The organism is Microcoleus sp. B4-D4, assembly GCF_036705185.1.
Classification (GTDB): domain Bacteria; phylum Cyanobacteriota; class Cyanobacteriia; order Cyanobacteriales; family Microcoleaceae; genus Microcoleus.
The window spans coordinates 157509-181725 of sequence record NZ_JAUBTX010000006.1; the positions used below are offsets into that span (position 1 = coordinate 157509).

Consider the following 24217-nt stretch of genomic DNA (forward strand, 5'->3'; position numbering starts at 1 on the left):
GAACCTTATATGTTAACTGCTGTCGCCCCCAATTCCGAAAACCCTCAGTACACGCTACCATCAGAGGCTGACTCGTCCCCCCGAATAACGGTATTTTGCGATTTAGACGGGCCGATTGTCGATGTGTCCGATCGCTACTACAGCACTTACAAACAGGGATTAGCCGACACTCAAGCAGCCTGTAGCGAGCGAGGAATCAGCCTCAACCTGCAAATCCTCAGCAAACAGCAGTTTTGGCAAATGAAACAAAATCGAGTCCCCGATGCTGAAATAGCCAAATCTTCCGGCTTGTCGGGAGAAGAAATTCACGTTTTTCTCGGATGCGTGAGTCGGATTGTCAATCAGCCAGACTTATTGCACCTAGATCGCATCCAGCCGGGAGTGCAATGGGCGATCGCGCTTTTGCACTCCCGCGGCGTGCGACTGATTTTAGTCACCCTGCGGCCGAGACATCAAGCCGTTCAACTGTTGCAAAATTACGGTTTAGCCAGACTGTTTACCAGCATTCGCGGCACTCAAATGCCGGATGCTGCCTACCACAACTATACAGCCTTAAAAACCGAATTGTTAGCTGAAGTTGCCGAAGAATTTGAGTCATCTCTCGGTTCGGCTTGGATGATCGGAGATACCGAAGCAGATATCCTCGCAGGACAAGCATTGGGAATACCTACAATTGCCGTTACCTGCGGCATTCGCAGCCGCCATCAACTGCAAAAACACCAGCCTAATTTCATTCTCAGCGACTTGATTATTGCCGTTCATCACTTATTAGGAGCGGCCCCAAAGGCGATCGTTGAGTGACAACAGTTGACTGTTGACTGTTGACTGTTGACTGTTGACTGTTGACTGTTGACTGTTAACTGTTGACTGTTGACTGTTGACTGTTAACTGTTAACCGTTAACTGTTGACTAATGACTACTGACTACTGACTACTGACTACTGACTACTGACTACTGACTACTGACTAACTAAGATTTTTCTAAACTCCTAGTCATTTCCCACAAGTGATTGAGGGGAAAATAAATCACCGGAGCCCAAAGACTGCTGAGAATAGCTGAACACAAAGCCACTCGCTGGTGATCGCTCCAAATTTCTACTAAACCCCGATCGCCCATAGCCAAAAATTGTAGCCCCATTACCGTTTCCGCCACCACCGCCATCGCAAACACAATTAGGGCGATCGGAATCGGATCTCTCTCAACAATATCCGCCGGAATCGACCAGGTTTTGAGCAAAACAACCGTTAAGACTCCTACAATAACTAGACTCACAGCGTGGCTAGGATGAGGAGCAGTCATCGCATCTTGAAGAAACCCCAAAACCACGCCCATGCTAGCGGCTCCCCAAACTGTACGTTTCCGCTTAATGCTCCAAGCTACCAACCAAATTAACAGCCAGTTAGGGCTAATTCCCAGCAATTCCATTCCCGGCATCCGAGCAGGCAATATTAGTAAGCACAGCAGCACAGAAACAAATGTAACGCCAAAGTTGAGAAATTTGCGCGATCGCCCAAACATTCTAGATAAAGCCTTCATTACTGCTTTTCTCCCCCATCCGGCGTAGAAGATTCACCAGCAGCATTCTTTTGTTCAACTTCCTTAGAGTGAGGGTAAATCACCGCCCATTCCAGAGAATTCATCGGTGCAGAAAACTCAACAACAGCTTCAGGAGCCGGAGTTTTATTCATATCCACGGAAACGATTTTTCCTACCGGCAAACCAGCAGGGAACAACTGACTGAAAGAAGAAGTTGAAACCACATCCCCAGGTTTGACATTGGGAACATTATCAAAAAACTCCATCACAGCCTGATTTCCGCCTTTACCGCGCATAAAACCCATGTTGCGACTGCGAGTAATTCCCACACCCAATTGACTCGTGGGATCGCTGACTAAAAGCACCAAGCTAGTATTAGGAGTAACACTGACAACCCGACCTACCAAACCGCCAGGGCCCATCACAGTAAAATCTGTTTTTATGCCATCATTACTGCCGCGTCCCAAAGTAATTTGCTGCCACCAGTGGTCAGCGCTGCGGCCGACAATAGGAGCGACAATCCCTTTAGTTTTTTTAGCAGAAACATAACCTAAAAGCTCTTTTAGTTTTTGATTTTGAGCTTCCGATTCTAATAGTCGCGCTTGCAATTCTTGAGTCCGCGCCGAGATGAGTTGCTCTTGTCCTGAGCCGTTGGCTTGAAAAGGACGAGACACCCAATTGTAAACTTCAAACAGTGGAGCACCTTGTGTTTGTCTAACTCCCCAAGCAGCAGTTACAGCTAAACCTAAAAGAGCTATTGGTAGACGCAGATCCCACCACCTGCGGATTGTGTTTTTTAGCATAATCTCAGTAATGTAAAATTGTTATGTCAGGATTTTAGATTTGAGATGGCAGCCCTATTTCTAAATCCAAAATCCCAAATTTGTTAACTACATATTGCGCGACGACTGCCCGCTGAAAACCCGTTCCAATTGTTTGTTTTCCAAGACCCTACCCGTGCCCAAAACCACGCAGCACAGAGGATCGGCTGCCACATGAGTGACAATTCCTGTTTCGTGACTGATCAGAGTATCTAAACCTTTCATCAGCGCCCCGCCGCCGGCCAGCATAATTCCCCTGTCAATAATATCTGCTGCTAATTCTGGGGGAGTGCGTTCCAAAGTACGCTTGACAGCTTCCACAATTACTGAAAGCGGTTCCGACATACTTTCGCGAATTTCTGGGCCTTTGATCGTCACAGTTCGCGGCAGACCGGAGAGCAAGTGCAAGCCCCGCACTTCCATAATTACGTCGTCATCCTCAGTCGTCGGATATGCAGAGCCCACTTGAATTTTAATTTCTTCAGCAGTGCGTTCGCCGATGACCAAATTGTGAACTTTTTTCATGTATTGGACGATCGACTCATTGAGTTCGTCACCCGCTACCCGCACAGACTCGCTGATCACTGTACCTTGCAAGCTCAAAACGGCAACTTCCGTCGTACCCCCGCCGATATCTATAATCATATTGCCAGTCGCCTCAGCAACAGGCAGTCCGGCCCCGATCGCCGCAGCGATAGGTTCATCAATTAAACGTACTTCTCTAGCGCCAGCCTGAGTAGCCGCTTCAATGACCGCCCGCCTTTCCACTCCGGTGACACCGCTGGGGATGCCAATAATTATCCGGGGCGAAACCAAGCTTCTGCCTTCGTGAACCCTGCGGATAAAAGTCTTGAGCATGAGTTCGGCAGTATCGAAGTCTGCGATTACCCCGTCGCGCAGCGGGCGCAGTGCTATGACATTCCCTGGCGTGCGCCCGAGCATTTTTTTAGCATCTTCTCCGACAGCCAGCGGTATTTTTAAGTCTTGGTCGATCGCCACTACAGACGGTTCTTGCAGAACAATACCTTTGCCGGATACATAAACGAGCGTGTTAGCAGTACCGAGGTCGATACCCATATCTCTAGATAAGGAAAATCGATTGAGAAGACCCACTGATTTGTACCCCCCCCCAAACTAAAATACTAATGTGTGCAATAATGTTGTTACAAAAGTGTAACCGAGGTGGATTCTATTACGTTTTTCATTCTGAGTCTAGTCAGAAACGTACATTCTCGATCGCGAGTTGAGTGAAGACTCGCCAATCATCCACAATCAATATGTTCTGGTAAGTGGGTGTAAAATCAGGATGAAGCCCTGATTCGCGCTGTTACAAGTTAAGCTGGCAGACGATCGCGAGTCCAGGAGAGTTTAACTACACCACCAATCGAGCACATTCCCGAAAAAGTTTATGAGTCTTAATGTTGTGACTTTAGTAGGCCGCGTCGGCGGCGACCCGGACGTAAAATATTTTGAGTCGGGTACAGTTAAGTGTAATTTGACGCTGGCAGTCAATCGCCGAACCAAGAACAGCGATCAGCCAGACTGGTTCAATCTGGAAATCTGGGGTAAAACAGCTCAGATTGCTGCTGACTACGTTCGCAAAGGTTCTCTCATTGGCGTAACAGGCTCTTTGAAGTTCGATCGCTGGCAAGACCGCAATACGGGTTCTAATCGCTCGAAGCCAGTAATTAAGGTAGACCATTTAGACTTGCTGGGTTCCAAACGCGACAACGAGTCGGGTATGTCGCAACAAAACAGCGAATTCTAGTGTTTGAGGAATTTGGCAACTAATATTTGTGAATTGGGTAGCGGCTGGTGACTTCCGAAAAGTTAGAAATTGTTCAAACAGAGTATCAAGCGGGCCGAGTAGCTTTTGAGAGCGGCCGCTACGCTCGATCCGTGGAGAGTTTAGAAACAGCGGTGGGTTTGGTCGATCGCAATTCCCCGTTGGGCGGCGAGGTGCAAATGTGGCTGGTGACGGCCTACGAAGCCTCTGGCGATACAGAAAGGGCGATCGAGCTTTGCCGCAAACTCACCCGCCATCCCCGCCAAGAAACCCGCCAGCAAGCCAAGCGCTTGCTGTTCATACTCGAAGCCCCCAAACTCACCATCCCTCCCGAATGGATGGTGAAAATCCCAGATTTAGCAGCTTTAGATGAAAATCAATCAATCAGTTTTCAAGCCAATCCCAAGGCTGATATCAAGTACGCCAAACCCAAATTAGTTGCACCGGAACCTGTTGATTTGAGCCAGGTTAACACGAAAGATAATCAGTTTATTTGGGTGGCATTAATTGCAACAATTATAATTTTTTGCTCTTTAGTATGGCTAAGTTAGGCTAACTTCTACTTAATGCAAACAACCCTAAGCCAGCCGCGCTTAGCGCATTTCAATACTTGACAATCGTTTACATAGTTCCTTTTTACAGGGCCTATCTACTTATACGGTGAAAAAATATTAATTTCCAACCCTTAGCAAGGGGTTGCTCTTACTGAGTGTAAAAAATTGTATCAAAATTCAGCATTTCCGATCGTCCATGACAAAATAGGCAGCAACAGTTCGATCTATCGCTCAGGGTTATTTTTTGTCCCGTAATGGCAACATTACTTGCCAAAGCTTCTTAAGGATGCCATTATCACCTGGACTTTTTAGAAAAATTCCCCTACAAATACTACTAATTGTTCCATTTGTTGTCCAAACAGTTGGAGCAGTGGCTGTTGTTGGTTATCTTTCCTATAGAAACGGTCAAAAAGCAGTAAATGATGTAGCTACTCAGTTGCGGAATGATACTAGCGATCGCATCAAGCAAAATCTAACTTATCTGGTTGCTATTCCCTTTCAATCCTTTGAAACCTATGATGCAGCCCTGCTCCAAAACCGTATCAATCTTAATAATGGGAGAGACGTAGAGAAGTTTCTATGGGGACAACTCCCTGCCTTTCCCCTTATTGCTGCCGCAGCTTTTGTTACCCCAAATCAAGAGTTTTTTGCTGGTGAGCGGCAGGATGATGGCGAGATCGTCATCCGTACTTCGGAGGTAGAAAATAACCACACTTTGACAACCTATACCACCAGTCCTTCAGGGGAACGCCGAGAAATTATCAACGCCGGGAAACCTAACTTTGACCCCCGCAACCGCCCCTACTATAAAATTCCAGTGCAGCAAAAGCAAGCTGTTTGGGCAAAACTGTATCCTCACATTACAGGTAAATACCTATACATTGCGGCGAGCAAACCCATATATACCCAGACTGGAACTCTCCAAGGAGTGTGGATGGCAAGCTTAAATCTGGTAATGTTTGGGGACTTTTTAAGTAAACTCAAAATCGGTAAAACTGGGCAAAGTTTTATTCTGGAACGTTCTGGAGAAATGATTGCCACCTCTACAGGGGAAAAGCCCTTTCAATATTACCCAGACAAGGTTGTCCAACTGCCAGAACAACGAATTGAACGACTCAAGGTTGTCAATAGTAGCAATGCCATCACCCAAAAAGCGAGTCAAGCTTTGCTAGAGCAGTTTCATGATTTTAAAAATATCCAAGCATCTCATCAACTGAAATTTACCGTCGCTGGTAAAAATTATTTCGTCCAAGTCGATCCTTTTCGAGATGGTAAAGGTATTGACTGGTTGGTGGTGGTGACTATTCCAGAAGCAGATTTTATGAATCAGATTCATGCTAATACTCAGACTACAATCCTGCTCTGTTTAGCAACTTTGATTTTGGCAATTTTGTTAGGTATCCTGACTGCTCGCCGGATTATCCGTCCTGTGGAGCGGATCACCACTGCTTCGGAAGCGATCGCCAAGGGCAATCTCAACCAACAAGTCGAGGTTAGTTCCATCGTTGAACTTGGAGAATTAGCCAACGTTTTTAACGGCATGACCCAACAACTGAAGGATTCTCTAGATGCCCTCCATTTGGCAAATGAAGAGTTGGAAGATAGAGTGGAGCAAAGAACTGGAGAACTGCGCCAAGAAAAAGAAAGGTCAGAACAATTACTTTTGAATATCTTACCTGCGGAAATTGCCGATCGCCTCATGCGAACTAATGAATCCCCTGCTGAACATTTTGAAGAAGCCACGATTTTGTTTGCGGATATCGTAGGTTTTACTGGGATCTCGGCTCGGATAGAGCCGATGCAATTGGTAGCAGGTTTGAACCAAATTTTCTCTGCCTTCGATCAACTCACTGAAAAGTATGGTTTAGAGAAAATTAAAACCATTGGGGATGCCTACATGGTAGTTGGTGGTTTACCCGTTTCTCGAACGGATCATGCCGAAGCGATCGCCAACATGGCGTTGGATATGCACGCCTATATGCAAGAGGTGGAGAATATTTTTGGGGAATCTCTACAAATTCGGATCGGGATTAATACCGGGCCTGTAATTGCGGGAGTAATTGGGATTAAGAAATTTATCTATGACCTCTGGGGTGATGCGGTGAATATCGCCTCAAGGATGGAATCCCACGGTAAACCGGGATACATTCAAGTCTCCGATGCGACTTATCTCAAATTACAGCATAAATACTTACTAGAGCCAAGGGGTACGATCCAGGTCAAGGGAAGAGGAGAAATGATGACCTATTGGCTTTTGGGTCGGGGGGGATGAATATTAGCCACTAGCACTCGATAGGTGAATAACTGTTAACTTGTTCTTCCAGCCAGGGAAAAGTTTTGGCGCTATAAAATGCTTCGGAAGATGAATTCTATCAAGCGATGGATGGTTTTACGCGCGGGTGTCGAGAAACCGGGTTTTTTTGCGAATCTGTCGGCTACAGCGCGTCTTCTCAGTAAAAACCAGGTTTCTAAGTCTTTGCGAGTTCTGGCCGCACCCAAAATCAAAGAAACCGGGTTTTTCGCAGTTTTTCGGTGGTGTATCGATGTTTTGGGAAAAAAGCCGGTTTCTGGCCACACCCAAAATCGCTAAAATAAAACAAAGACCAACCAGAAAGGCGATTATTGTGAGCGATTCCACCATAGAACAGATATTGAAATTGGCAAGTCAGCGAGCCGATGCCGCTGAAGTATACTACCTGTCGAGTCAAGACACGCCGATCGAATTTGAAAACAATCGCCTCAAATCCCTGCAAACCAAAGCACTGCAAGGCGTAGCACTCCGGCTGATTCACAAAGGCAAAATCGGCTTTGCTAGTTCCACAGACTTAACCCGGATAGACGATTTAGTCGATGCAGCCATTCAAACTGCCGAAATCGGCGATCCCGCAGAATTTGAACTCGCCTCCAACTTCCACCTAAAAGGCCCGGAAACCACCTACACTCCGCCCACAACTGCCGAATTAGTCGAAAACGGCAAAAACCTCATCGAGCAAGTTCACGCCTACAATCCCGATATTATGGTAGATGTAGGCTTTCACGTCCGCAGCGGCCGCGTCAAAATTGCCACGACGCGAGATGTGTATGCCGAAAGAAGCAGCCAAATAGTCAGCGGGACGATCGCCGGAAATTTGGTCAAAGGAGAAGACTTTATGCAAGCATACAGTTACGATGTCGCGCGCGATCGGGCGATCGACACCAACAGCATCCTCCAATCACTCCTCGAAAAATACCGCCTCGCCGAACATCCAGCCACCATCGCCAGCGGTTCCTATCCAGTATTGTTCACCCCCAGAGCCGCCGCCAGCACATTAGGAAGTTTGTTTGATACCATCCTTTCAGGTCAAGCAGTCGTCCAAAAAGCCTCTCCCCTAGCCGACAAAATCGGCGAAACCTTATTTGACGAACGCTTCACCTTTTTTGAAGACCCCACTTTAGGCCCTTCCGCCTGTCCCTTCGACGACGAAGGTACGCCCACCACCCGCAAAACCTTAATTGACAAAGGCACCGTCACCGGATTTTATTGGGATCGCAGGTGGGCCGCCCGCGCCGGCGTACAATCAACCGGCAACGGTTTTCGCGGTGGATTGTCGCGCCCAGGCCCAGATTTGACTAACTTCTGCATTTCCCCAGGAAACACCAGCATCCAAGACTTGATTGCTAGCATGGACGAAGGTCTAATAGTAGAGCAAGTTTTAGGTGCCGGTCAATCCAATCAATTAGCAGGAGAATTTTCAGTCAATTTAGACTTAGGCTATAAAGTAGAAAAAGGCAAAATAGTCGGTCGCGTCAAGAATACAATGGTCGCAGGCAGCATTTTTGAAGCCTTTAAAAATTTGGCAGATTTGAGCAGCGAAGCCGAATGGGTAGGCGGTGCGGCATATTTGCCAAGTATGCTGTTTCAACAGTTGGGCGTCGCTTCAAGGCAATAAGTTGAGTGCTCCTAGAAAAACTTTTGCCATAAAAATGTTATGACGCTTGACCCCAAAAACCCGGTTTCTGCCAAAAACCATCGGTGAAATTGCCAATACTGTTAAGAAACCGGGTTTTTATTCCGCAGTGCGTAATATCGTTTCCCGTTGCATCGGAATGATGTTAACAGTTAACAGTTAACAGTTAACAGTTAACAGTTAACAGTCAACAGTCAACAGTCAACAGTGAATTTACTATTCCGATCAAGAGAGGATTTGATATAAGTCGAGAGTTGTCAGAAAAAAACAGAAACTGTGTCGGCAAATTATCGCTTTGCTAAGTCATGCAAATAGGAAAAAACAGGAAAAAGGTACAATGAAAGAGCAAAATGTCAAGGATGGAACTGGGAAGAAGAAAAAGCACTTTTTCTTTCTTTTACCTTTTGTTCTTTGCCTTTTAACTCTAGTGACTGGATGTGTTCAGTACGATGTCGGAGTCAACTTTCAAAGTCAAACTCGCGGCGAAATAGTGCAGCACATTAAACTGGGGGAAAAGTTGACCAGCTTCAGCAGCGAAACTGTTGGAGATTGGTTGAACAGCGTAGAACAGCGGGTGAGGTTGCTAAACGGAAAAACTAAACGGCTTTCCGAGACAGAAGTTATGGTCACTATTCCTTTTAATAATGGAGCCGAGTTACAAAACAAGTTCAACAAATTCTACAATCCGATCGCACAAACCACCAAAAATCATCCCGTCGCAAGTAAGCTAGAAACCGATTTACCGAAGTTTGAATCTCACATGGATGTCAAGCAGAATAATTTGTTATTGGTGCTGCGAAATCGGTTGAGTTTGGAATTGGATTTGCGCTCTCTTTCCCTGCTTTCCTCAAACGGCAGTTTGCTACTGAGTCCGGGGGGGCTTTTGGAGCTAGAATTTAGCTTGAACACGCCTTGGGGCGCAGAAAGTATGGAAACTGTCGCCGGTGCGATAGTACCCGAAATTTACCGCGAAGGAAAGCAGTTAGTTTGGAAGCTGAAACCAGGGGAAATTAACTATTTGGAGGCGACATTCTGGATTCCGAGTCCCGTAGGAATTGGGGCGTTAATTATTGCCTTATTTGTAGCGGCGGGCGTTGCTTTGAAATATCAAATATTGCCAGGACTCGGAATCGGCAAGAAACCGCAAAACCTCGGCCAAGCCTAAAGAGGATATATTTGATCGGGGCGAGTCATATCGTGTCCGGTTGATTACCATAACAAAAACGGTTCGTAGTGCGGACGACCGTCCGCTCTTAAGTTACGGACGCTGACTGATGTACTGCGAACTTTACTTAGGAGCGAAAATTTAATAACTTAAGCACCTCCTACAGTTTGCTTTCCTGTAAGTTGCGAGATCGTAAGGAGGCAGAGCCAAAGCATCTGCATTACCAGGCAGATCCTGGTAACGAGCAAATTTAAGAGAAAAAAATTGGCTTTTTTCTGGGTCAGCGTATCAGTATAAAATCTAAAATCTAAAATCTAAAATCTAAAATTGAATGGTTGTTTCCAGAGACCAAAATGGTTTAGAAACGATTTCTGAGGGGATCGCAATTTTAATTGATTTGGCAGAACGGGGAGAAATCAATCCTTGGGACGTGCAAGTCATTGAAGTGTTCGATCGATGTTTGAGCAAACTGACAAACGCCTGCGATGCCGATAGGGGTACGGATTTCTCCGATTTGTCCCACTCGGGTCAAGCGTTTTTGTACGCTTCAATGCTGGTGCTGCTCAAAGCAGAAAGTATCGTTCTCTCTGAACCCCCCGCAAATCCTGAATTCGACGAGGCCGCGCTAGAAGACTCAGAGCATTCGGGAGGGCGACATTTGCCGCAGCATTTGGAGCGACAATTGCGCCGTCGCGGTGTCGCTCAACTCCCACAAAAACGCCCGGTGACTCTCCCGGAACTAATCGAGCAGTTGCAGCTTATGAAAGCAGCAATGGAGCAGACAGTTGCTCCTCGCCGCCGCCCGACCTCAAAAATGCGATCGCAAGCAGCCCAGGCTATTTTTGAGCTAGCTCACCAAGAAAATCTTGTGGAAACTGCTAGCGAACTAGAACGGCTTCTGACAGGGCGCGGGTCTGAAATTGATGAGGGTTGGCTCGACTTGGAAGAACTTCTGGAACTTTGGCGCCATCACGATTTGCACTCTCCTGTTGACGCCGAGTCCCCGCTATCGACTGGGGAAGTTCACTTGCCAAATCATGACCGTGTGGGTGTTTTTTGGGCGTTATTGTTGCTGTCGGCTCAGTCTAAAGTAGAGTTGCTTCAAGAGGAGTTTTACCAAGACCTCAAAATCCGGCCGCTGTGAACTGAAACGGCATGGTAGTCAACCTGGGAAACCAATAACTCTCCCCCTGCGTCGGTTAAGACTTTAGGCAGAACCTTGCTCGCCGACATTCTAAGGCTGAGTATGAAATGCGGACAGCCCGATTGCGAAGTTCTGGTTAATTCTCGATTCCTGATTTTTTAAATCTAGTAAATAGGGAATAAATCATTAATAGCCTGGTACGATGTCGCCTATAAACAAGTCGGGACTGTGCTGCGATCGCACCGATCGCAACCGCTAGCATCTAAGTGTTGAGTTGATATCAATTAATAGAGGGTTGAGGAAGTTAATAATGAAAGCGATGATTCTGGCGGCCGGTAAAGGCACTCGCGTCCGTCCCATTACTCAGACAATACCCAAACCGATGATTCCGATCCTGCAAAAGCCAGTGATGGAATTTTTGGTTGAATTGCTCCGGCAGCACGGGTTCGATCAGATTATGGTCAATGTTTCTCACTTGGCCGACGTGATTGAGAACTATTTCCGAGACGGTCAAAAGTTTGGGGTACAAATTGGCTATTCTTTTGAAGGCCGGATTGAAGACGGAAAAATGATTGGAGAAGCCATCGGTTCGGCTGGCGGCATGAAACGGATTCAGGATTTTTCACCGTTTTTTGATGATACTTTTGTGGTGCTGTGCGGGGACGCTTTGATTGACTTGGACTTGACTGCTGCTGTGAAGTGGCACCGGGAAAAAGGGGCGATCGCCACTATTGTGATGAAATCTGTTCCCCGCGATCAGGTTCCCAGTTACGGAGTGGTGGTAACAGACGATTCTGGCCGAATTAAAGCTTTCCAAGAAAAACCTTCTGTAGAAGAAGCTCTGAGTACCGACATCAATACTGGGATTTATATTTTTGAACCGGAAATATTCAATTACATCCCTTCGGGTAAGGAGTACGATATCGGTTCCGAGTTATTCCCCGCGTTAGTAGAAGCAGGGGCTCCGTTTTACGGAATTAGCATGGACTTTGAGTGGGTGGATATTGGCAAAGTTCCTGACTATTGGCGGGCAATTCAGAGCGTGCTGTTGGGAGAAATTAAAAATGTTTCAATTCCGGGAATTGAAGTGCGCCCCGGCGTTTACGCTGGTTTGAATGTGGCTGTGAACTGGGATAAGGTTGATATTACCGGGCCTGTTTACATTGGCGGGATGACCATTATTGAGGATGGAGCAAAAATTGTGGGCCCGACAATGATCGGCCCAAATTGTTGGGTGTGCAGCGGGGCGACTGTGCAAAACAGTGTGATTTTTGAGTATTCCCGTTTGGGCCCAGAGGTGCGGTTGATTGACAAACTGGTGTTCGGGCGCTATTGCGTTGACAAAACCGGAGCTGCGATCGATTTGCAAGAAGCGGCGCTCGATTGGCTGATTACTGATGCTCGCCAAGTTTTGCCTACTCAACACGGAGAAGATCGGCGGGCGATCGCAGCAATTCTCGGTAATCTTTAATAATTGGTATAGCTTTTCTCAGAAATATGAGGTACTCTCGCGGCCAAACCGGGCATAGGCCTCCGTGGCCTCCGTGGGCATACCTCACCACGCTTGAGAACCGCCATAGTGGGTATTTTCTAAAGGTAAGGTGCTGGTAACGAGTAAAAATCGTTTGTAGTGAGGACTTTAGTCCGTAAAACGCCAACTAAAGTCCGCACTACAAACCTATCGATCGGACGCGATATGATTAATTACGACTGAAGATAGGTGTACTGGCCCAGACTTCGTTCGTAATTTTGCAGCAAAAGTTGGGCTTCAGAAAGAGTAATTTTATTTTGCTGCAAAGCCTCTTCTGTCTGACGGCGGATGCTTTCAACCAAGCTTTCTGAATCGTACTGTACGTAGCTGAGGACTTCTTTCATAGTGTCTCCTTTCACCACGTGTTCGATATGATAGCCAGAAGGTGTTAGCTGAATGTGAACTGTATTTACATCGCCGAATAAGTTGTGAAGGTTGCCCATAATTTCTTGATAAGCACCTCCCAAAAATAGCGCTAAATAGTAAGGTTCTCCCGGCTTGGGAGTATGCAGTTCTAAAACCGACTTGACATCTCGCAAATCGATAAATTGGTCTATTTTGCCGTCGCTATCGCAGGTTATATCGGCTAAAATACCGCGCGCAGTAGGTTCTTCGTCGAGTCGGTTAAGGGGCATAATTGGGAACAATTGATTGATTGCCCAACTGTCTGGTACTGACTGGAAAACAGATAGGTTGATGTAATAAATAGACGCCATCACCTTTTCTAGGTCTTCCAAATCGTCCGAGACGTATTCTTTTTGCCGCGCGATCGCCTGTATTTTATCGCAGCAAGCCCAGTACAACTGTTCGGTTTTTGCCCGTTCCGCAATTCCCAAATAGCCTAAGTTAAATAAACTGACTGCTTCTTCCTTAAATTGGATCGCATCGTGATAGACTTCTTGGTAATTTTCGGGTGTGATTGATTGGTAAATTTCGTAGAGATTGCGCGGAATAAGATGCGCGTTTTCGTCTACTGGTTCTGGTACTTCTCTGGGGACATCGCTAGTACCGAGTACGTTAAAAACTAAAACTGATTGGTGAGATGCGATCGCCCGCCCGCTTTCGCTGATGATAATTGGTACAGGAATTTTCCGCTCGTCGCAGGCATCTTTCACTCCCGCTACTACGTCGTTTGCGTAGTTTTGCATATTGTAGTTTTTGGAAGTGTGGAAATTTGTTTTAGAGCCGTCGTAGTCAACGCCGAGCCCGCCGCCTACGTCCAAGTAGTTCATATTAGCTCCCAATTTAGCTAATTCTACATAAATGTGGCTGGCTTCTCTAATGGCATCTTTGATGACGCTAATTGAGGAAATTTGAGAGCCGATGTGGAAGTGCAGCAACTGCAAACAGTCGAGCATTCCTGCTTGTTCTAGTTCGCCGACGGCGCGGATAATTTCTGGAATTGTCAAGCCAAATTTTGCCCGATCGCCCGTGGAACCTCCCCAGCGGCCAACGCCTTTGGTAGTGAGTTTGGCTCGCACTCCCAAAACAGGTTTAATTTTTAATGCAATGCTGGCGGCAATTGCGAGTCCTACTTCCTCAATTTGCTCCAGCACAATCACGGAAGTTTGCCCTAGCCGCTGCGCCAAAATTGCGGTTTCTATGTATTCGCGGTCTTTGTAACCGTTGCAAATCAACAAAGCGCCAGGGGTTTTCAAAGTCGCCAAAGCGATCATTAATTCTGGTTTTGAGCCGGCTTCCAGTCCGAAGTGATGGGGTTGACCGAAACGCACCAAATCTTGAACTAACTGTCGGTGCTGGTTGCATTTGACTGGAAAGACGCCGCGATAGACATTTTTGTAACTGTAGCGAGCGATTGCTCTGGCAAAACAGGAATTTAAGCGATCGATCCGATCTTCCAAAATATCGGAAAATCGAATCAGCAGGGGCAAAGCTAAATTGCGCTGTTTGAGCGATTCAACCAGTTCGTACAAGTCGAGGGAACCGCCGCGATCGCCCTTGGGAGACACTGTAACGTGACCGGCGGCATTGATCGAAAAATAGGGTTCGCCCCAGCCTTGAATGCGGTATAGTTTCTCGCTATCTTCTATTGTCCAAGATTTTTGTGGCCGTTCAGCAGCCGCTACCAAAGCACCGTCTGAAGGAACCAAACTCGTGACTGTTGGCGTCTGAGTCGATAGCGACTCGGTATCGGAGGAAGCAACGGTAGCTGGGGAGCTCATCTTATTGAAAACCTCGAAATGAGTGGTCAAATAGATAGTCTATCGCAGATATCGGGTTTCCTGATGCAGTGGAAAATTCACTAGGCCGGAGCCGGCCAAACCGGCCAAACCGGGCATACCTCACCACGCGATCGAACCGCTATATTCAAGCTGTATGTAGGAATGGATGTAAACTCGCAAATCCGGTTTCCCAGTTTACGTGCGCCACGAGTGCTGTCAGGCGATCGATCGCCTGACACACTCTAACCAAAAATCACCTCCGGCGGTGCCATGTCAGCCCCCACAATCATCGCCCCGTTGTGAGACTTCTTCAAACCCGGCTGAGGCGCTTTTTCTTGGCTCTTCGGAGCCGGCGCAACAGAGGCGGGCGGTTTCACCTGCGGCTCAGGTACTGCATTGGCGCCCGGTACTACAGGTTGCTGCGACAGCCAACCCACACCCCCGATCGCCCCAGCCATCAAAGCGGTGTAACCGAGGTATAAATGCACGGGACGCATTTGAAAGCCGTCGGCTGAATCCGAGTCAGAAACAGACAAATAGGTGTTAGCAATTACGAGACTCGGAGCCGGTTTGGGCAAAGCATTCGCCATCGCGGTGCCGTCTAGTCCCAAGGCATCGCCCAACCTGCGGATAAAACCTCTAACGTAAATATCCTGGGGCAATTTCTCAATTTCCCCATTTTCGATCGACTCAATATGGTGCAGCGGGACGAGAGTTTGACTGTGGAGTTGTTGGAGGGATAGCGATCGAACTTGTCGCCCCTTCCGTAACTCTATACCCAACTCCCGCAGAGACTCTTCTCGCTGTTCAACTGCGATTGCTGCTTCTTCTTCCTTGGTGAGTTTTTTGGTCTTGTTGAGAAAACCGAACCCCGGAAAGGATTTTGCAGGGGCGATGACAGTTGCTGGTGCAGCCGACTCAAATTTAATTTCGTTTTGAGGCGCTGGTTGCTCTTCTTGTGAAGAGTGATTTTCTGTCTCGTCATCTTCAGTCTCGACCTCGGTTTGGGGCGCTTCCACAGCAGCGCTGCGCCAATAGAACACAGGATCGGGTACTGACGGCTCTAATTCTCTAACCGATAGGGCGGCGGAAGTTGCAGCAGCGAAAGTCTCTTCTACAACTTGGATTTCCGTGTTGTTTGGTTTGCCAAACCTGTCAAATGCCAGCTTGACAGCTTCTCTGCTAACGGCTCTAATTAAAATTTCCGCTGCAGATGCTGCTTCACCCAACATGGTTTGCAAGCTAGCTAGAGCGTGGCTGTAGGTGTCGCTACAGAGGAGTTCAGCTTCTATTTGACCGAGGACAGAACGAAAACTTTCTTGAGAAATTTCAATAGTTGCGTGATCTGTCACCCCAAAATAAGCCTCGGGTTTCAGTGCCATGATGTTTGTGTTGTCTTGCTAGAAGGTATCTGAATAAGTTCTTCGACAGCTTGGCATTGATTCCGGAGGGGGATCGGGGGAGAGGTTCGATCGTTCGGACTTGAGTCCGCATCAATTCGGGAGGAGGATCGGGGGAGAAGTTCGATCGTTCGGACTTGAGTCCGCATCAATTTGGGAGGGCGATCGGGGGAGAGAGAAAGAATTCCCAATTACCGATTACCGATTACAATTTTTTAGATTTTGTGGATGCGATCGAGCAACCAAAGAGTCCCGACAATTCCGACAAAGTGGGCTACCGTGGCGTGAGTATTTGCCAATACCACAAATATGTCCAAAGGCTGAATAAATCTGCTGAAATCGACGGCGGCACCGAACAAAGCTTGCGGCTGAGCTAGAGATTTGGCTAAAAGCGTGCCGCTGATGGCTTCTGCACCGATCAGCGTCAGCAGCAGTCCTGACAAATTGCCGATCAGAGTCAACTGAACCTGTTTGATGGTGTCTGCTTTTTTGGGGCGGACAGCGCCTGCGGGCGATCGCAGTTGTTTCGACAAGCGAGTGAAACCCCAAGCGCGAAATACGCTGTAACCAAGAACTGCCAGCCCGCAAATTGCAAAAAATACACCGCCACCGGTGCCGGCACTGGTTGAACGAGCACCAGCGGTGGCGCTAGGAATGGCGAAGGGGATGGCAAAGAGCAAAATGATCGCCGCTACCACCGCTAGCACTAGCTGCATCCAGAAGCAAATCCAGCCTGCTGTACGAAGGGCAAAGGCAACTCGCTGTACGGCTACAGGAGGCTTATCGGTATCTAACTGATTGGTCATATTTTAAGCGGATATAATTAAGTGGCTTGAGTTAGCAGCAGTTTTTTTTAGCGCGGACGGTTGATGGCGGTTAACCCTCTTTATAATGGAAGCAGAAATGTTTAAGATTTGTAACTGACATTCGATTTCACATTTGAACAGCGTCGATCGCAAGGTATATAAAGCAATGGCACAACTACAACCCACCGTCACTCCCAAACTCGAACAACCAAAGTTTGGCTTTAACAGCTACGCGGAACGCCTTAACGGTCGAGCTGCGATGATCGGTTTTTCCCTAACTGTAATTATCGAGTATGTCACAGGGCAGGGGTTGCTGGCCTGGTTAGGTCTCACCTAATTTTAGCAATGGCGCGGTCAGTCGATTTGAGATTTTAGATACTTCGGCTTCGCTGGCTCACAAGTTTTAGATTTTAGATTTGACTCCACAGATTCATCTGGGAGGAGGAACAAAAGTCTAAAATTTGGGGATTTACCCTGAGCTAGCGTCGGGGGCTGATAGCAGTTTTTGGGCCCCTCAGCCTCACAGTTGGTCTGGACTGTCACTCGCAAGGGTGTCACCCTACTGACCGCGACCACTTCGGGAATTGATTAGAATATTAATTAGAACAAGCCCAGCGACTTGTCAATCGAGAAACATCGGTTTAGAGAATGCAAGAGCTAGCTTTGGGAGCGATATTTCGGATGAAATTTTGATTTGACAGGCTTGGCAATTTAGCCTCGCTCCCGTACAATTCCCCACAGGGGAGCAGATTAATTTAGGTGAAGCTAGTCTCAGCTAGAAATCCCGATCGCACCGCCCACTCTAAGTTTTAGAGATTGTAAATAAATATAGAACAGAGTAAAACCAAATGAATGCTTCATGGACGCGACTTTTGAGGTCTGCTTACCGTAAAGAGCCAATTACCAGCTTTATTGTGACGGTGGGCGTTGTCGATGCAGCGATCGGCAGCATCGGCGCTAGCGGTTCTTTGTTCGCTTTTGGGCTTGGTACTGCTGGGGTGGCGATGGCCCTCCGCTGGTGGCAAATTTACCGCTCTGGAGCCGAACAATCCGCCCCTGCTACCGAATACTATCTTCCTCCTCAGTCTTCTCGATCTCAGTTACCCACGCTCAACAACGTGTCTAAGAAAAATCCTCCTTATTAAGTCGATCGCGCAATGGCACTCTGGAATGTGGCGATCGACTTTCTAGGGCTGAGGCAGTATCGAGATCTGACCAGAAAAGTCTTTCGCTGCTCGATTTTTGAGGCTTGGTTAATGAATATTTCTGTTGCCGAGAAATTATACCAAATTGGCTCCGTAGCTGCCTGTAGCGGTTTGTCTGTGAAAACTGTTCGCTACTACGAGCAAATGGGCTTGTTGTCTCCGGCGGTAAAACGATCGCCCGCTGGTTATCGGTTGTTTGGCGAGGCAGTATTCAAAAGATTGGCGTTTATTAAACGATCTAAAACTCTGGGTTTGAGCCTTCAGGAGATTAAGGATATTTTACAAGTTCGCGATCGGGGAGACTTGCCTTGCTCTGAAGCAAAACAGTATCTAATTTTGAAGGTAGAGGAAATTTCCGGGCAAATAGCAGCTTTAGAAACTTTGAAAGGGGAGTTGCAAGGTATTCTCAACTGCTGGGAAGAGCAACCCTCGCGCGATCGGATTAGTAGCACGATTTGTCCCAACATTCAGCGGGATTGAGCAACGGCAAAAAGATACAAAAAAAGGGAAGGAATTATGGGTTTCCTTCCCTTGCTTGTTTGGTGGGTGGTTTGTTTGGTGTTTCGAGCGATCGCTTTGAGCTTTTAACTGTTTTCGCAGAGTTTGCTGTTGCTTTTTGAGCTGTCGAGCCCTGGCTGATCCGCCTTTACCTTTGGAGTTTCTGCCCTCGCTGCGGGGAGACTCCCAACTTTTTAGTCTCATGTTGTTATTTTGTTACACTACTTTTATAATACACCCCCACAATTTCAGTGTCAAGTATTTTTTAGACAGATGTTTGCTAGTATCGATCGTTGACTGATTGGACTTGCTACTTGCTATAGCGATGCTGCACAAACACAAGCAGCCGGAGGCGTTATATCAAATCCGGTAGCATCGGAATGATTCAGATATGTATTCTCTCCCTCTGTGTACTCTGCGTACTCTGTGGTTAAATCATTCCGATGCAAGCGGAAACGATATTATAAGCTGTTGTGCATCGCAATTGTGTATGGTGATTGAGGGGGAGAGGGGAGAAGATTTTGGATCGAGCGTCCAAATATACAATTTAAATGCACAACAGCTTAGTGCGAGTTGGACACCTACAATTAAAGTTGTTTGCGTGCAATTATTACTCGAAATATTCCGCCGGAATTGGAGCATCTGTAAAAATTGGTAGTGTTTCCCAAATTTTCACCCATTCTGGCAATTGCGCTACTTTTTTGAGCTGAAGCGACAATTCTATTAAGGAAAATTCTAAATTATAAAAATCTTGAATAATTTCTGCTTTCAAAAAGATTTCATTTTGAGTTAAATCGGGAGCATTAGTCGCGATCGCAATGGTGTTACCCTGGTCTAAATTGAATAAATAAACTTGTGCGAACACACTTTGAATAGTTTTCACCGCCGCCGCATTAAACTTTTGATTGTGGAACAAATTGACAACTACAACGCCCGCGCTTGACAAGCGAGTTTTGCAAAGTTGGTAAAATTCTTGTGTCACCAATTTATAGGGCATATAGCCGCTACCAAAACCAGCATCCACAATAATTATATCATTTTTTATTGTGGTGTTTTGTCCGGCAAGATATTCGCGACCATCTTGAATGGTTACTTTTAGTTTGTCGTCTAATTGAATTCCAAAAAACTTTTGAGCAACTTCGACTACTATGGGGTCAATATCGGTACATTCGACGATCGCGTGAGGGAAGTAGTGGTGAAAATAGTTGGGAATGCTGCCACCGCCAAAGCCGATTATATATATTTTTTGGGGTGAATTTTTCCAGACTAATGCTAGCATCATTGCTCTGGCATAGGGAAAGATTAAGTTTAGTGGATTGTTGAGGTCTAGAATTGATTGAGCTACCTTGGTAGTTAAGGTTTCTGTGTCTGCTAAAAGTAGGAGTAGAAATGAATTAATTTTTTTGACTGCTATGCAGTTTTCGCCGTAATTTTTTTGAAATAAAGTGCCGTCTGGTTGTTGCTGCAGCCAATTGATTTGTTGGCGAATAGCTGCTAATTTGCTATTTTGCCGATCGCCTAAATAATCACTCATACGATTTTAGATTTTAGATTTTAGATTTTAGATTGGGGAATCACTGATGACTATCATGGTTGGGAGCCGACCTACAGTTTCATTCTTTTTGGGAAGTGGTATCAAATCTAAAATCTTAAATCTCTCTTATCACATTTAATCATTTCAAACTTAATAATAACGCAATTCCAGCGATCGCCCCAACGACCCCCAAAACTGCCCGAAAGCTGACTTTTTCGCCTGCTACCACGGCTAAAGGCAGTACAAACAGGGGACTGGTAGAACTGAGTGCTTGGGCGATCGCTGCGGGCGCATATTTCAGCGAAGTTTGTTGCAGGAAAATTCCGAGATAGGTTCCTAAAAAAGCTGCTAAAATTATTGCACCTAATATTTTTGGCGCTTTTAATTGTTTGCAAGTCCCAAGGTTTTTTGGGTTTAAAAAGCATAACATAACTGCAATTCCCCCGCTCAAACGCAAGGCCGCTGTCCATAAGGGATCGATATCTGTTTGAGCGAAGGCGGCGCGGGATAAAATAGCTCCGGCGGCGTGGGATGTTTGTCCTAATAAACTAATGCCTAATCCCAGCCAAAGCTGTTTTGATGGTAAGGTGGTTTCGGCTGTTCGTTCGGCAATTACCCAAGCTACGCCGCAGATTGTTAAAAGTATGCCCGTACAAGCAATGGGCGATAGGTTTTCTTGCAAAAATATCAAGCCGAATAAAGCTGTTAAAGGAGGAGATAGGGTTTCTAAAAGCAGCGTTCGCCTCGCACCTAAATATTTTAATACGATAAAGAAAGCAGTGTCTCCGAGGCCAATTCCTAATGCGCCGCTGATCAGCAGCATTGCTAAAATATTGGGGTTGACGGCGGGGAAGGGTTTTCCTAAAATTATTACAGTGACTAAAAGCATGAAAAGGGCGATCGCGCCTTTGAGCAAGTTTAGCACCACTGCGGGGATTTGCTGTCCTACTCGCTGCCAAATTGTGGAAGATAAAGCCCAGACAAATGCAGCGCCTAAAGCGGCGATTTCACCCATAAAATTTTTTGATTGTTGACTGTTAACTGTTGACTGTTGACTGTTGACTGTTGATTGTTAACTGTTGACTGTTGTCATTAGTTACCAATGCCCAATTCCCAATGCCCAATGCCCAATGCCCGATGCCCCATGCCCCATGCCCAATGCCCCATGCCCAATGCCCAATGCCCAATTCCCAATGCCCAATTCCCAATTCCCAATTCCCAATGCCCAATTCCCAATTCCCAATTCCCAATTCCCAACATAAATTAGGGCTCCAGACTTATCATCTGAAACCCTATATTTATTAAGCTTTTTTATTAGTGGGCAGGGAGAGAATCGAACTCTCATACCTTTCGGTGTCAGATTTTGAGTCTGATGCGTCTACCAATTTCGCCACCCGCCCTTTTTATCGGTTTCACCATCATAAAGCGCCGATCGATTTTTGTCAAGCAAAGATTCATAATCTTTTGAACTTGCCCAGCGATCGATCTCTCTGGCGCGCAATACTGGTACAGGATGCGACAACTGAGCCGTTTGAGCTTGTTTGAGCATTTCTCCCAGTTCCGTGCTGCTGAGGTCATCGTAGGCTCGCGCCTGTGCCAAAAACTCATCGACATTCAGTTTTGGAGCTAAAGTCGGCGAACCTCCTGCCAGTTTCATCAACAACGATGCTACCACTCTTGGGTCTTGGGTGGCGAGCAAGGCGGCGCGATCGCACGTAAATTCTGCACAACGCAACCATTCCAGCATTTGCGCCTGCAAACCCTGGGCGAGTACGGTTCCCAGAGGGGAAATTTGACCGGCGGCCAATACAATTAAATTAGCCAGAGTCAGGTAAACTCCGTGCTCGCACTTCAAATGGCCCAACTCGTGAGCGATTACTGCTTTAACTTCTTCGTCTGTGAGCAAATCAATCAGCGAAGTGTGCATCACCACAAACGGCTGCCTTCCCCGCATCGCAAAGGTGTAAGCATTCGGCATCGGATGCTGGCGGACATAAAGCTGCGGCACTTCCAAATCTAGAGTTTTGCAGGCATCCAACAGCAATTGATGCAGATGGGGCAATTGATTTTCGCCGACTTGGACGCTGGAAGCCAGATTTTCGAGCCTGAAAAACTGTTCGCCAAGTTGTCCCAGCAACTGCCGCACAATCAAATCTAATCCGGGGAGTTGTTTGAGAGAGTTGGTGGCTGCCAAGTCTAGCGGGTGGCGAAACTGGTCTGCTTTTAAACCTCGGAGCGGTATGTTTGACATTTTAGTTGTGAGTCAGTTGGCAGTTGGCAGTTGGCAGTTGGCAGTTGGCAGTTGGTATTTGGCAGTTGGTAGTTGTCATTCATTGCTTAATGATTAGCGAAGAATTGCTAAGGAAGAACCACAAGACTGACGCAAAAAGGGTTTGACACACTACCACTGACAACTGCCCGCTGACAACTGCCCACTACCAACTGACTGCTGACTAACTAACAGTTTAAGCTCGATCGCACGGGATTGACAGGAGCCTCAGCCTTAGTTTGGTCTTCTCCCTCCTTGAGACGCCGCATTTTCGCTCCCAATTTTTGCAGCTTCACCTCCAATTGCTCGTAGCCGCGGTCTAAATGCTGCAAGCTGCTGATTGTGGTTACGCCGTCGGCCGCAAGTCCCGCCACCACCAAAGCCGCTGAAGCCCGCAAATCTGTTGCTACTACCGGCGCTCCTGAGAGCATCGAGACTCCGCGCACTACGGCGACATTGCCTTTAACGCGAATGTCTGCGCCCATGCGGTTGAGTTCTGCTACGTGGCGCAAGCGGTTCTCAAATACTGTTTCTTTGATGATGCTGTCTCCTTCGCTCAGAGTTAGCAAAGCCATAAACTGAGCTTGCATATCTGTGGGGAAACCAGGATAAGGCAAAGTTTCGATGTCTGTGGCAGTGTGAATTTTGCCGGGAATTATTCGCAGAATGTCGGGGGATTCGGCAATAATTTTCGCCCCCATTGTCTGCAATTTGGCAATCACTGCAGTCAGGTGGTCGGGAATAACCGGCGACAAACTGATTTCTGAGTGGGTGATGGCTCCTGCGATTAAAAATGTTCCGGCTTCGATGCGATCGGGAATAATTGAATAGTCTACCGCGTGCAGTCTCGGAACTCCCGAAATGACGATCGTATTTGTACCTGCGCCTTGAATTTTGGCTCCCATCGCGCGGCAGAAATTTGCCAAATCGATGACTTCCGGCTCTTGGGCCGCATTTTCAAGGACGGTTTCTCCTTCGGCCAGAGTCGCCGCCATCATCAAAGTTTCGGTTGCGCCGACGCTGGGGTAGTCCAAATAAATTTTGGCTCCTTTGAGGCGGCGGTTGGGCCCTTTGACGTAAGCGTGCACTGTACCGTGGTCGATGTGGACTTCAGCGCCTAGGGCTTGCAGGCCGCGAACGTGGAGTTCTACAGGCCGCGCGCCGATGGCGCAACCTCCGGGTAAAGGCACTTTAGCAAATCCCAAACGGGCTAGCAGCGGCCCGATGATGAAAAAGCTCGCCCGCAGTTGGCTGACTAATTCGTAGGGGGCTTGAGCGTCTATGAGGTGGCTGGCGTTGATGTCTAGAACGTCGCCATTTTGCTCTAATTTGACTCCTACAGCCGAGAGAATTTGCCTCATGCGGGCGACGTCGGCTAGACCGGGAACGTTGCGGAGACGGCAATCGTCGGGGCACAGTATCGCTCCCGCCATCACGACTAAGGCTGAGTTTTTCGCGCCGCTGATTTTGACGTGTCCTTTCAAGGGCTGGCGACCCCAAATTTGTAATAGTTCTTGGTCGCTTTCGGGTGAAGCTGACAGGTTAGACGAGTTCTGAGCTGGTGTAATGGGTTTGCCCTCCATATGTGGTTTGTTACTTTATACATTATTAATTTTGGTTCGATTTTACCGGAAAGTTTTTAGATGTCCAGGGGGGATGTTAGAAATTTCAGGTATTTTTTTTGCTAGCATTCCGTCGGGACAAGGATTTCAGGTGCGATCGCACAAATAATCTCGATATATCATAATTTAATTATTTGTATCAAAATTGACTTGAGGTGGCTTTCGGTGTGGTTGCAAATGTGGCACCGTTCTCAACCAGTTTTTTGGGTACCGCGC

22 protein-coding genes and 1 tRNA gene are annotated in these 24217 nt (G+C 47.0%); 11 read left to right on the forward strand and 12 right to left on the reverse strand.

Features of this window, described 5'->3' with window-relative positions:
* Positions 1-9: 9 nt before the first annotated feature.
* A complete protein-coding gene (locus tag QUB13_RS07855; protein ID WP_333089611.1) occupies positions 10-801 on the forward strand; it encodes an HAD family hydrolase in 792 nt (263 codons plus the stop codon).
* A 168-nt stretch (positions 802-969) separates the two neighbouring features.
* Here the strand turns inward: QUB13_RS07855 and mreD are convergent, their stop codons facing one another.
* From mreD to QUB13_RS07870, 3 genes are all read right to left on the reverse strand, one after another.
* Positions 970-1536, reverse strand: coding sequence for a rod shape-determining protein MreD (mreD, locus tag QUB13_RS07860; RefSeq protein ID WP_333379950.1), 567 nt, complete (start codon positions 1534-1536; stop codon positions 970-972).
* Positions 1536-2339, reverse strand: coding sequence for a rod shape-determining protein MreC (gene mreC / locus QUB13_RS07865; protein WP_333379951.1), 804 nt, complete (start codon positions 2337-2339; stop codon positions 1536-1538). The genes mreD and mreC overlap by 1 nt, the downstream gene beginning before the upstream one ends.
* An 87-nt stretch (positions 2340-2426) precedes the next feature.
* The gene (locus tag QUB13_RS07870) at positions 2427-3434 is read right to left on the reverse strand and encodes a rod shape-determining protein (protein WP_194009048.1); all 1008 of its coding nucleotides are present in this window, start codon (positions 3432-3434) and stop codon (positions 2427-2429) included.
* Positions 3435-3765: 331 nt separating this feature from the next.
* On the opposite strand from QUB13_RS07870, the gene QUB13_RS07875 reads away from it, so the two are divergent.
* From QUB13_RS07875 to QUB13_RS07905, 7 genes are all read left to right on the forward strand, one after another.
* Entirely contained in the window at positions 3766-4125 is a 360-nt protein-coding gene (locus QUB13_RS07875) for a single-stranded DNA-binding protein (RefSeq protein ID WP_006632286.1), read from the forward strand.
* Between the two features lie 47 nt (positions 4126-4172).
* Entirely contained in the window at positions 4173-4694 is a 522-nt protein-coding gene (locus tag QUB13_RS07880) for a tetratricopeptide repeat protein (RefSeq protein ID WP_333379952.1), read from the forward strand.
* A gap of 289 nt (positions 4695-4983) precedes the next feature.
* The gene (locus tag QUB13_RS07885) at positions 4984-6969 is read left to right on the forward strand and encodes an adenylate/guanylate cyclase domain-containing protein (RefSeq protein ID WP_333379953.1); all 1986 of its coding nucleotides are present in this window, start codon (positions 4984-4986) and stop codon (positions 6967-6969) included.
* 352 nt (positions 6970-7321) lie between these two features.
* The gene (locus QUB13_RS07890) at positions 7322-8626 is read left to right on the forward strand and encodes a TldD/PmbA family protein (RefSeq protein ID WP_333379954.1); all 1305 of its coding nucleotides are present in this window, start codon (positions 7322-7324) and stop codon (positions 8624-8626) included.
* 355 nt (positions 8627-8981) lie between these two features.
* Positions 8982-9809: a DUF3153 domain-containing protein gene (locus tag QUB13_RS07895; RefSeq protein WP_333379955.1), complete on the forward strand. Its 828-nt coding sequence runs from the start codon at positions 8982-8984 to the stop codon at positions 9807-9809.
* Positions 9810-10140: 331 nt separating this feature from the next.
* Positions 10141-10953: a segregation/condensation protein A gene (locus QUB13_RS07900; protein WP_194070366.1), complete on the forward strand. Its 813-nt coding sequence runs from the start codon at positions 10141-10143 to the stop codon at positions 10951-10953.
* 310 nt (positions 10954-11263) lie between these two features.
* A complete protein-coding gene (locus QUB13_RS07905) occupies positions 11264-12424 on the forward strand; it encodes an NDP-sugar synthase (protein WP_333379956.1) in 1161 nt (386 codons plus the stop codon).
* Between the two features lie 233 nt (positions 12425-12657).
* On the opposite strand, the gene speA is transcribed toward QUB13_RS07905, so the two are convergent.
* The 3 genes from speA to QUB13_RS07920 all read right to left on the reverse strand — a co-directional run bounded on the left by speA (position 12658) and on the right by QUB13_RS07920 (position 16873).
* Complete coding sequence (gene speA, locus QUB13_RS07910; protein ID WP_333379957.1) at positions 12658-14667, reverse strand: biosynthetic arginine decarboxylase; 2010 nt, start codon at positions 14665-14667, stop codon at positions 12658-12660.
* Positions 14668-14909: 242 nt separating this feature from the next.
* The gene (locus QUB13_RS07915) at positions 14910-16049 is read right to left on the reverse strand and encodes a helix-turn-helix domain-containing protein (RefSeq protein WP_333379958.1); all 1140 of its coding nucleotides are present in this window, start codon (positions 16047-16049) and stop codon (positions 14910-14912) included.
* Between the two features lie 233 nt (positions 16050-16282).
* On the reverse strand, positions 16283-16873 hold the full coding sequence (locus tag QUB13_RS07920; protein ID WP_333379959.1) for a DUF3611 family protein: 591 nt from the start codon (positions 16871-16873) through the stop codon (positions 16283-16285).
* A 166-nt stretch (positions 16874-17039) separates the two neighbouring features.
* On the opposite strand from QUB13_RS07920, the gene QUB13_RS07925 reads away from it, so the two are divergent.
* The 3 genes from QUB13_RS07925 (at position 17040) to QUB13_RS07935 (ending at position 18558) form a co-directional block, all read left to right on the forward strand.
* Positions 17040-17210, forward strand: coding sequence for a hypothetical protein (locus tag QUB13_RS07925; RefSeq protein WP_194009063.1), 171 nt, complete (start codon positions 17040-17042; stop codon positions 17208-17210).
* Between the two features lie 511 nt (positions 17211-17721).
* Positions 17722-18018 (forward strand): hypothetical protein, encoded by a 297-nt coding sequence (locus tag QUB13_RS07930; protein WP_333379960.1) that lies wholly within the window; start codon positions 17722-17724, stop codon positions 18016-18018.
* A gap of 12 nt (positions 18019-18030) precedes the next feature.
* The gene (locus QUB13_RS07935) at positions 18031-18558 is read left to right on the forward strand and encodes a heavy metal-responsive transcriptional regulator (protein ID WP_442922141.1); all 528 of its coding nucleotides are present in this window, start codon (positions 18031-18033) and stop codon (positions 18556-18558) included.
* A 628-nt stretch (positions 18559-19186) separates the two neighbouring features.
* Here the strand turns inward: QUB13_RS07935 and QUB13_RS07940 are convergent.
* The 6 genes from QUB13_RS07940 to murA form a co-directional block, all read right to left on the reverse strand.
* Positions 19187-20110 carry a spermidine synthase gene (locus QUB13_RS07940; protein ID WP_333379961.1) on the reverse strand — a complete coding sequence of 308 codons (924 nt, stop codon included), beginning with the start codon at positions 20108-20110 and terminating at the stop codon, positions 19187-19189.
* Between the two features lie 139 nt (positions 20111-20249).
* On the reverse strand, positions 20250-21125 hold the full coding sequence (locus QUB13_RS07945; RefSeq protein ID WP_333379962.1) for a DMT family transporter: 876 nt from the start codon (positions 21123-21125) through the stop codon (positions 20250-20252).
* Positions 21126-21202: 77 nt separating this feature from the next.
* On the reverse strand, positions 21203-21370 hold the full coding sequence (locus QUB13_RS07950; protein WP_333379963.1) for a hypothetical protein: 168 nt from the start codon (positions 21368-21370) through the stop codon (positions 21203-21205).
* 58 nt (positions 21371-21428) lie between these two features.
* Positions 21429-21510 (reverse strand) — tRNA-Leu (locus QUB13_RS07955).
* Positions 21489-22361 (reverse strand): M48 family metallopeptidase, encoded by an 873-nt coding sequence (locus QUB13_RS07960; protein ID WP_333379964.1) that lies wholly within the window; start codon positions 22359-22361, stop codon positions 21489-21491. The genes QUB13_RS07955 and QUB13_RS07960 overlap by 22 nt, the downstream gene beginning before the upstream one ends.
* A 206-nt stretch (positions 22362-22567) precedes the next feature.
* Positions 22568-23962: a UDP-N-acetylglucosamine 1-carboxyvinyltransferase gene (gene murA / locus QUB13_RS07965; protein WP_194009068.1), complete on the reverse strand. Its 1395-nt coding sequence runs from the start codon at positions 23960-23962 to the stop codon at positions 22568-22570.
* Positions 23963-24217 lie beyond the last annotated feature (255 nt).

Bases quoted from the DNA above. Each gene is read 5' to 3' on its own strand.
- QUB13_RS07915 (WP_333379958.1), bottom strand. From the start codon at position 16,049: ATGGCACTGAAACCCGAGGCTTATTTTGGGGTGACAGATCACGCAACT.
- QUB13_RS07905 (WP_333379956.1), top strand. From the start codon at position 11,264: ATGAAAGCGATGATTCTGGCGGCCGGTAAAGGCACTCGCGTCCGTCCC.
- mreD (WP_333379950.1), bottom strand. From the start codon at position 1,536: ATGAAGGCTTTATCTAGAATGTTTGGGCGATCGCGCAAATTTCTCAAC.
- QUB13_RS07870 (WP_194009048.1), bottom strand. From the start codon at position 3,434: ATGGGTATCGACCTCGGTACTGCTAACACGCTCGTTTATGTATCCGGC.
- QUB13_RS07945 (WP_333379962.1), bottom strand. From the start codon at position 21,125: ATGGGTGAAATCGCCGCTTTAGGCGCTGCATTTGTCTGGGCTTTATCT.
- QUB13_RS07960 (WP_333379964.1), bottom strand. From the start codon at position 22,361: ATGTCAAACATACCGCTCCGAGGTTTAAAAGCAGACCAGTTTCGCCAC.
- QUB13_RS07920 (WP_333379959.1), bottom strand. From the start codon at position 16,873: ATGACCAATCAGTTAGATACCGATAAGCCTCCTGTAGCCGTACAGCGA.
- QUB13_RS07950 (WP_333379963.1), bottom strand. From the start codon at position 21,370: ATGTTGGGAATTGGGAATTGGGAATTGGGAATTGGGCATTGGGAATTG.
- mreC (WP_333379951.1), bottom strand. From the start codon at position 2,339: ATGCTAAAAAACACAATCCGCAGGTGGTGGGATCTGCGTCTACCAATA.
- QUB13_RS07925 (WP_194009063.1), top strand. From the start codon at position 17,040: ATGGCACAACTACAACCCACCGTCACTCCCAAACTCGAACAACCAAAG.
- QUB13_RS07855 (WP_333089611.1), top strand. From the start codon at position 10: ATGTTAACTGCTGTCGCCCCCAATTCCGAAAACCCTCAGTACACGCTA.
- QUB13_RS07930 (WP_333379960.1), top strand. From the start codon at position 17,722: ATGAATGCTTCATGGACGCGACTTTTGAGGTCTGCTTACCGTAAAGAG.
- QUB13_RS07885 (WP_333379953.1), top strand. From the start codon at position 4,984: ATGCCATTATCACCTGGACTTTTTAGAAAAATTCCCCTACAAATACTA.
- QUB13_RS07935 (WP_442922141.1), top strand. From the start codon at position 18,031: ATGGCACTCTGGAATGTGGCGATCGACTTTCTAGGGCTGAGGCAGTAT.
- QUB13_RS07895 (WP_333379955.1), top strand. From the start codon at position 8,982: ATGAAAGAGCAAAATGTCAAGGATGGAACTGGGAAGAAGAAAAAGCAC.
- QUB13_RS07940 (WP_333379961.1), bottom strand. From the start codon at position 20,110: ATGAGTGATTATTTAGGCGATCGGCAAAATAGCAAATTAGCAGCTATT.
- QUB13_RS07900 (WP_194070366.1), top strand. From the start codon at position 10,141: ATGGTTGTTTCCAGAGACCAAAATGGTTTAGAAACGATTTCTGAGGGG.
- murA (WP_194009068.1), bottom strand. From the start codon at position 23,962: ATGGAGGGCAAACCCATTACACCAGCTCAGAACTCGTCTAACCTGTCA.
- speA (WP_333379957.1), bottom strand. From the start codon at position 14,667: ATGAGCTCCCCAGCTACCGTTGCTTCCTCCGATACCGAGTCGCTATCG.
- QUB13_RS07875 (WP_006632286.1), top strand. From the start codon at position 3,766: ATGAGTCTTAATGTTGTGACTTTAGTAGGCCGCGTCGGCGGCGACCCG.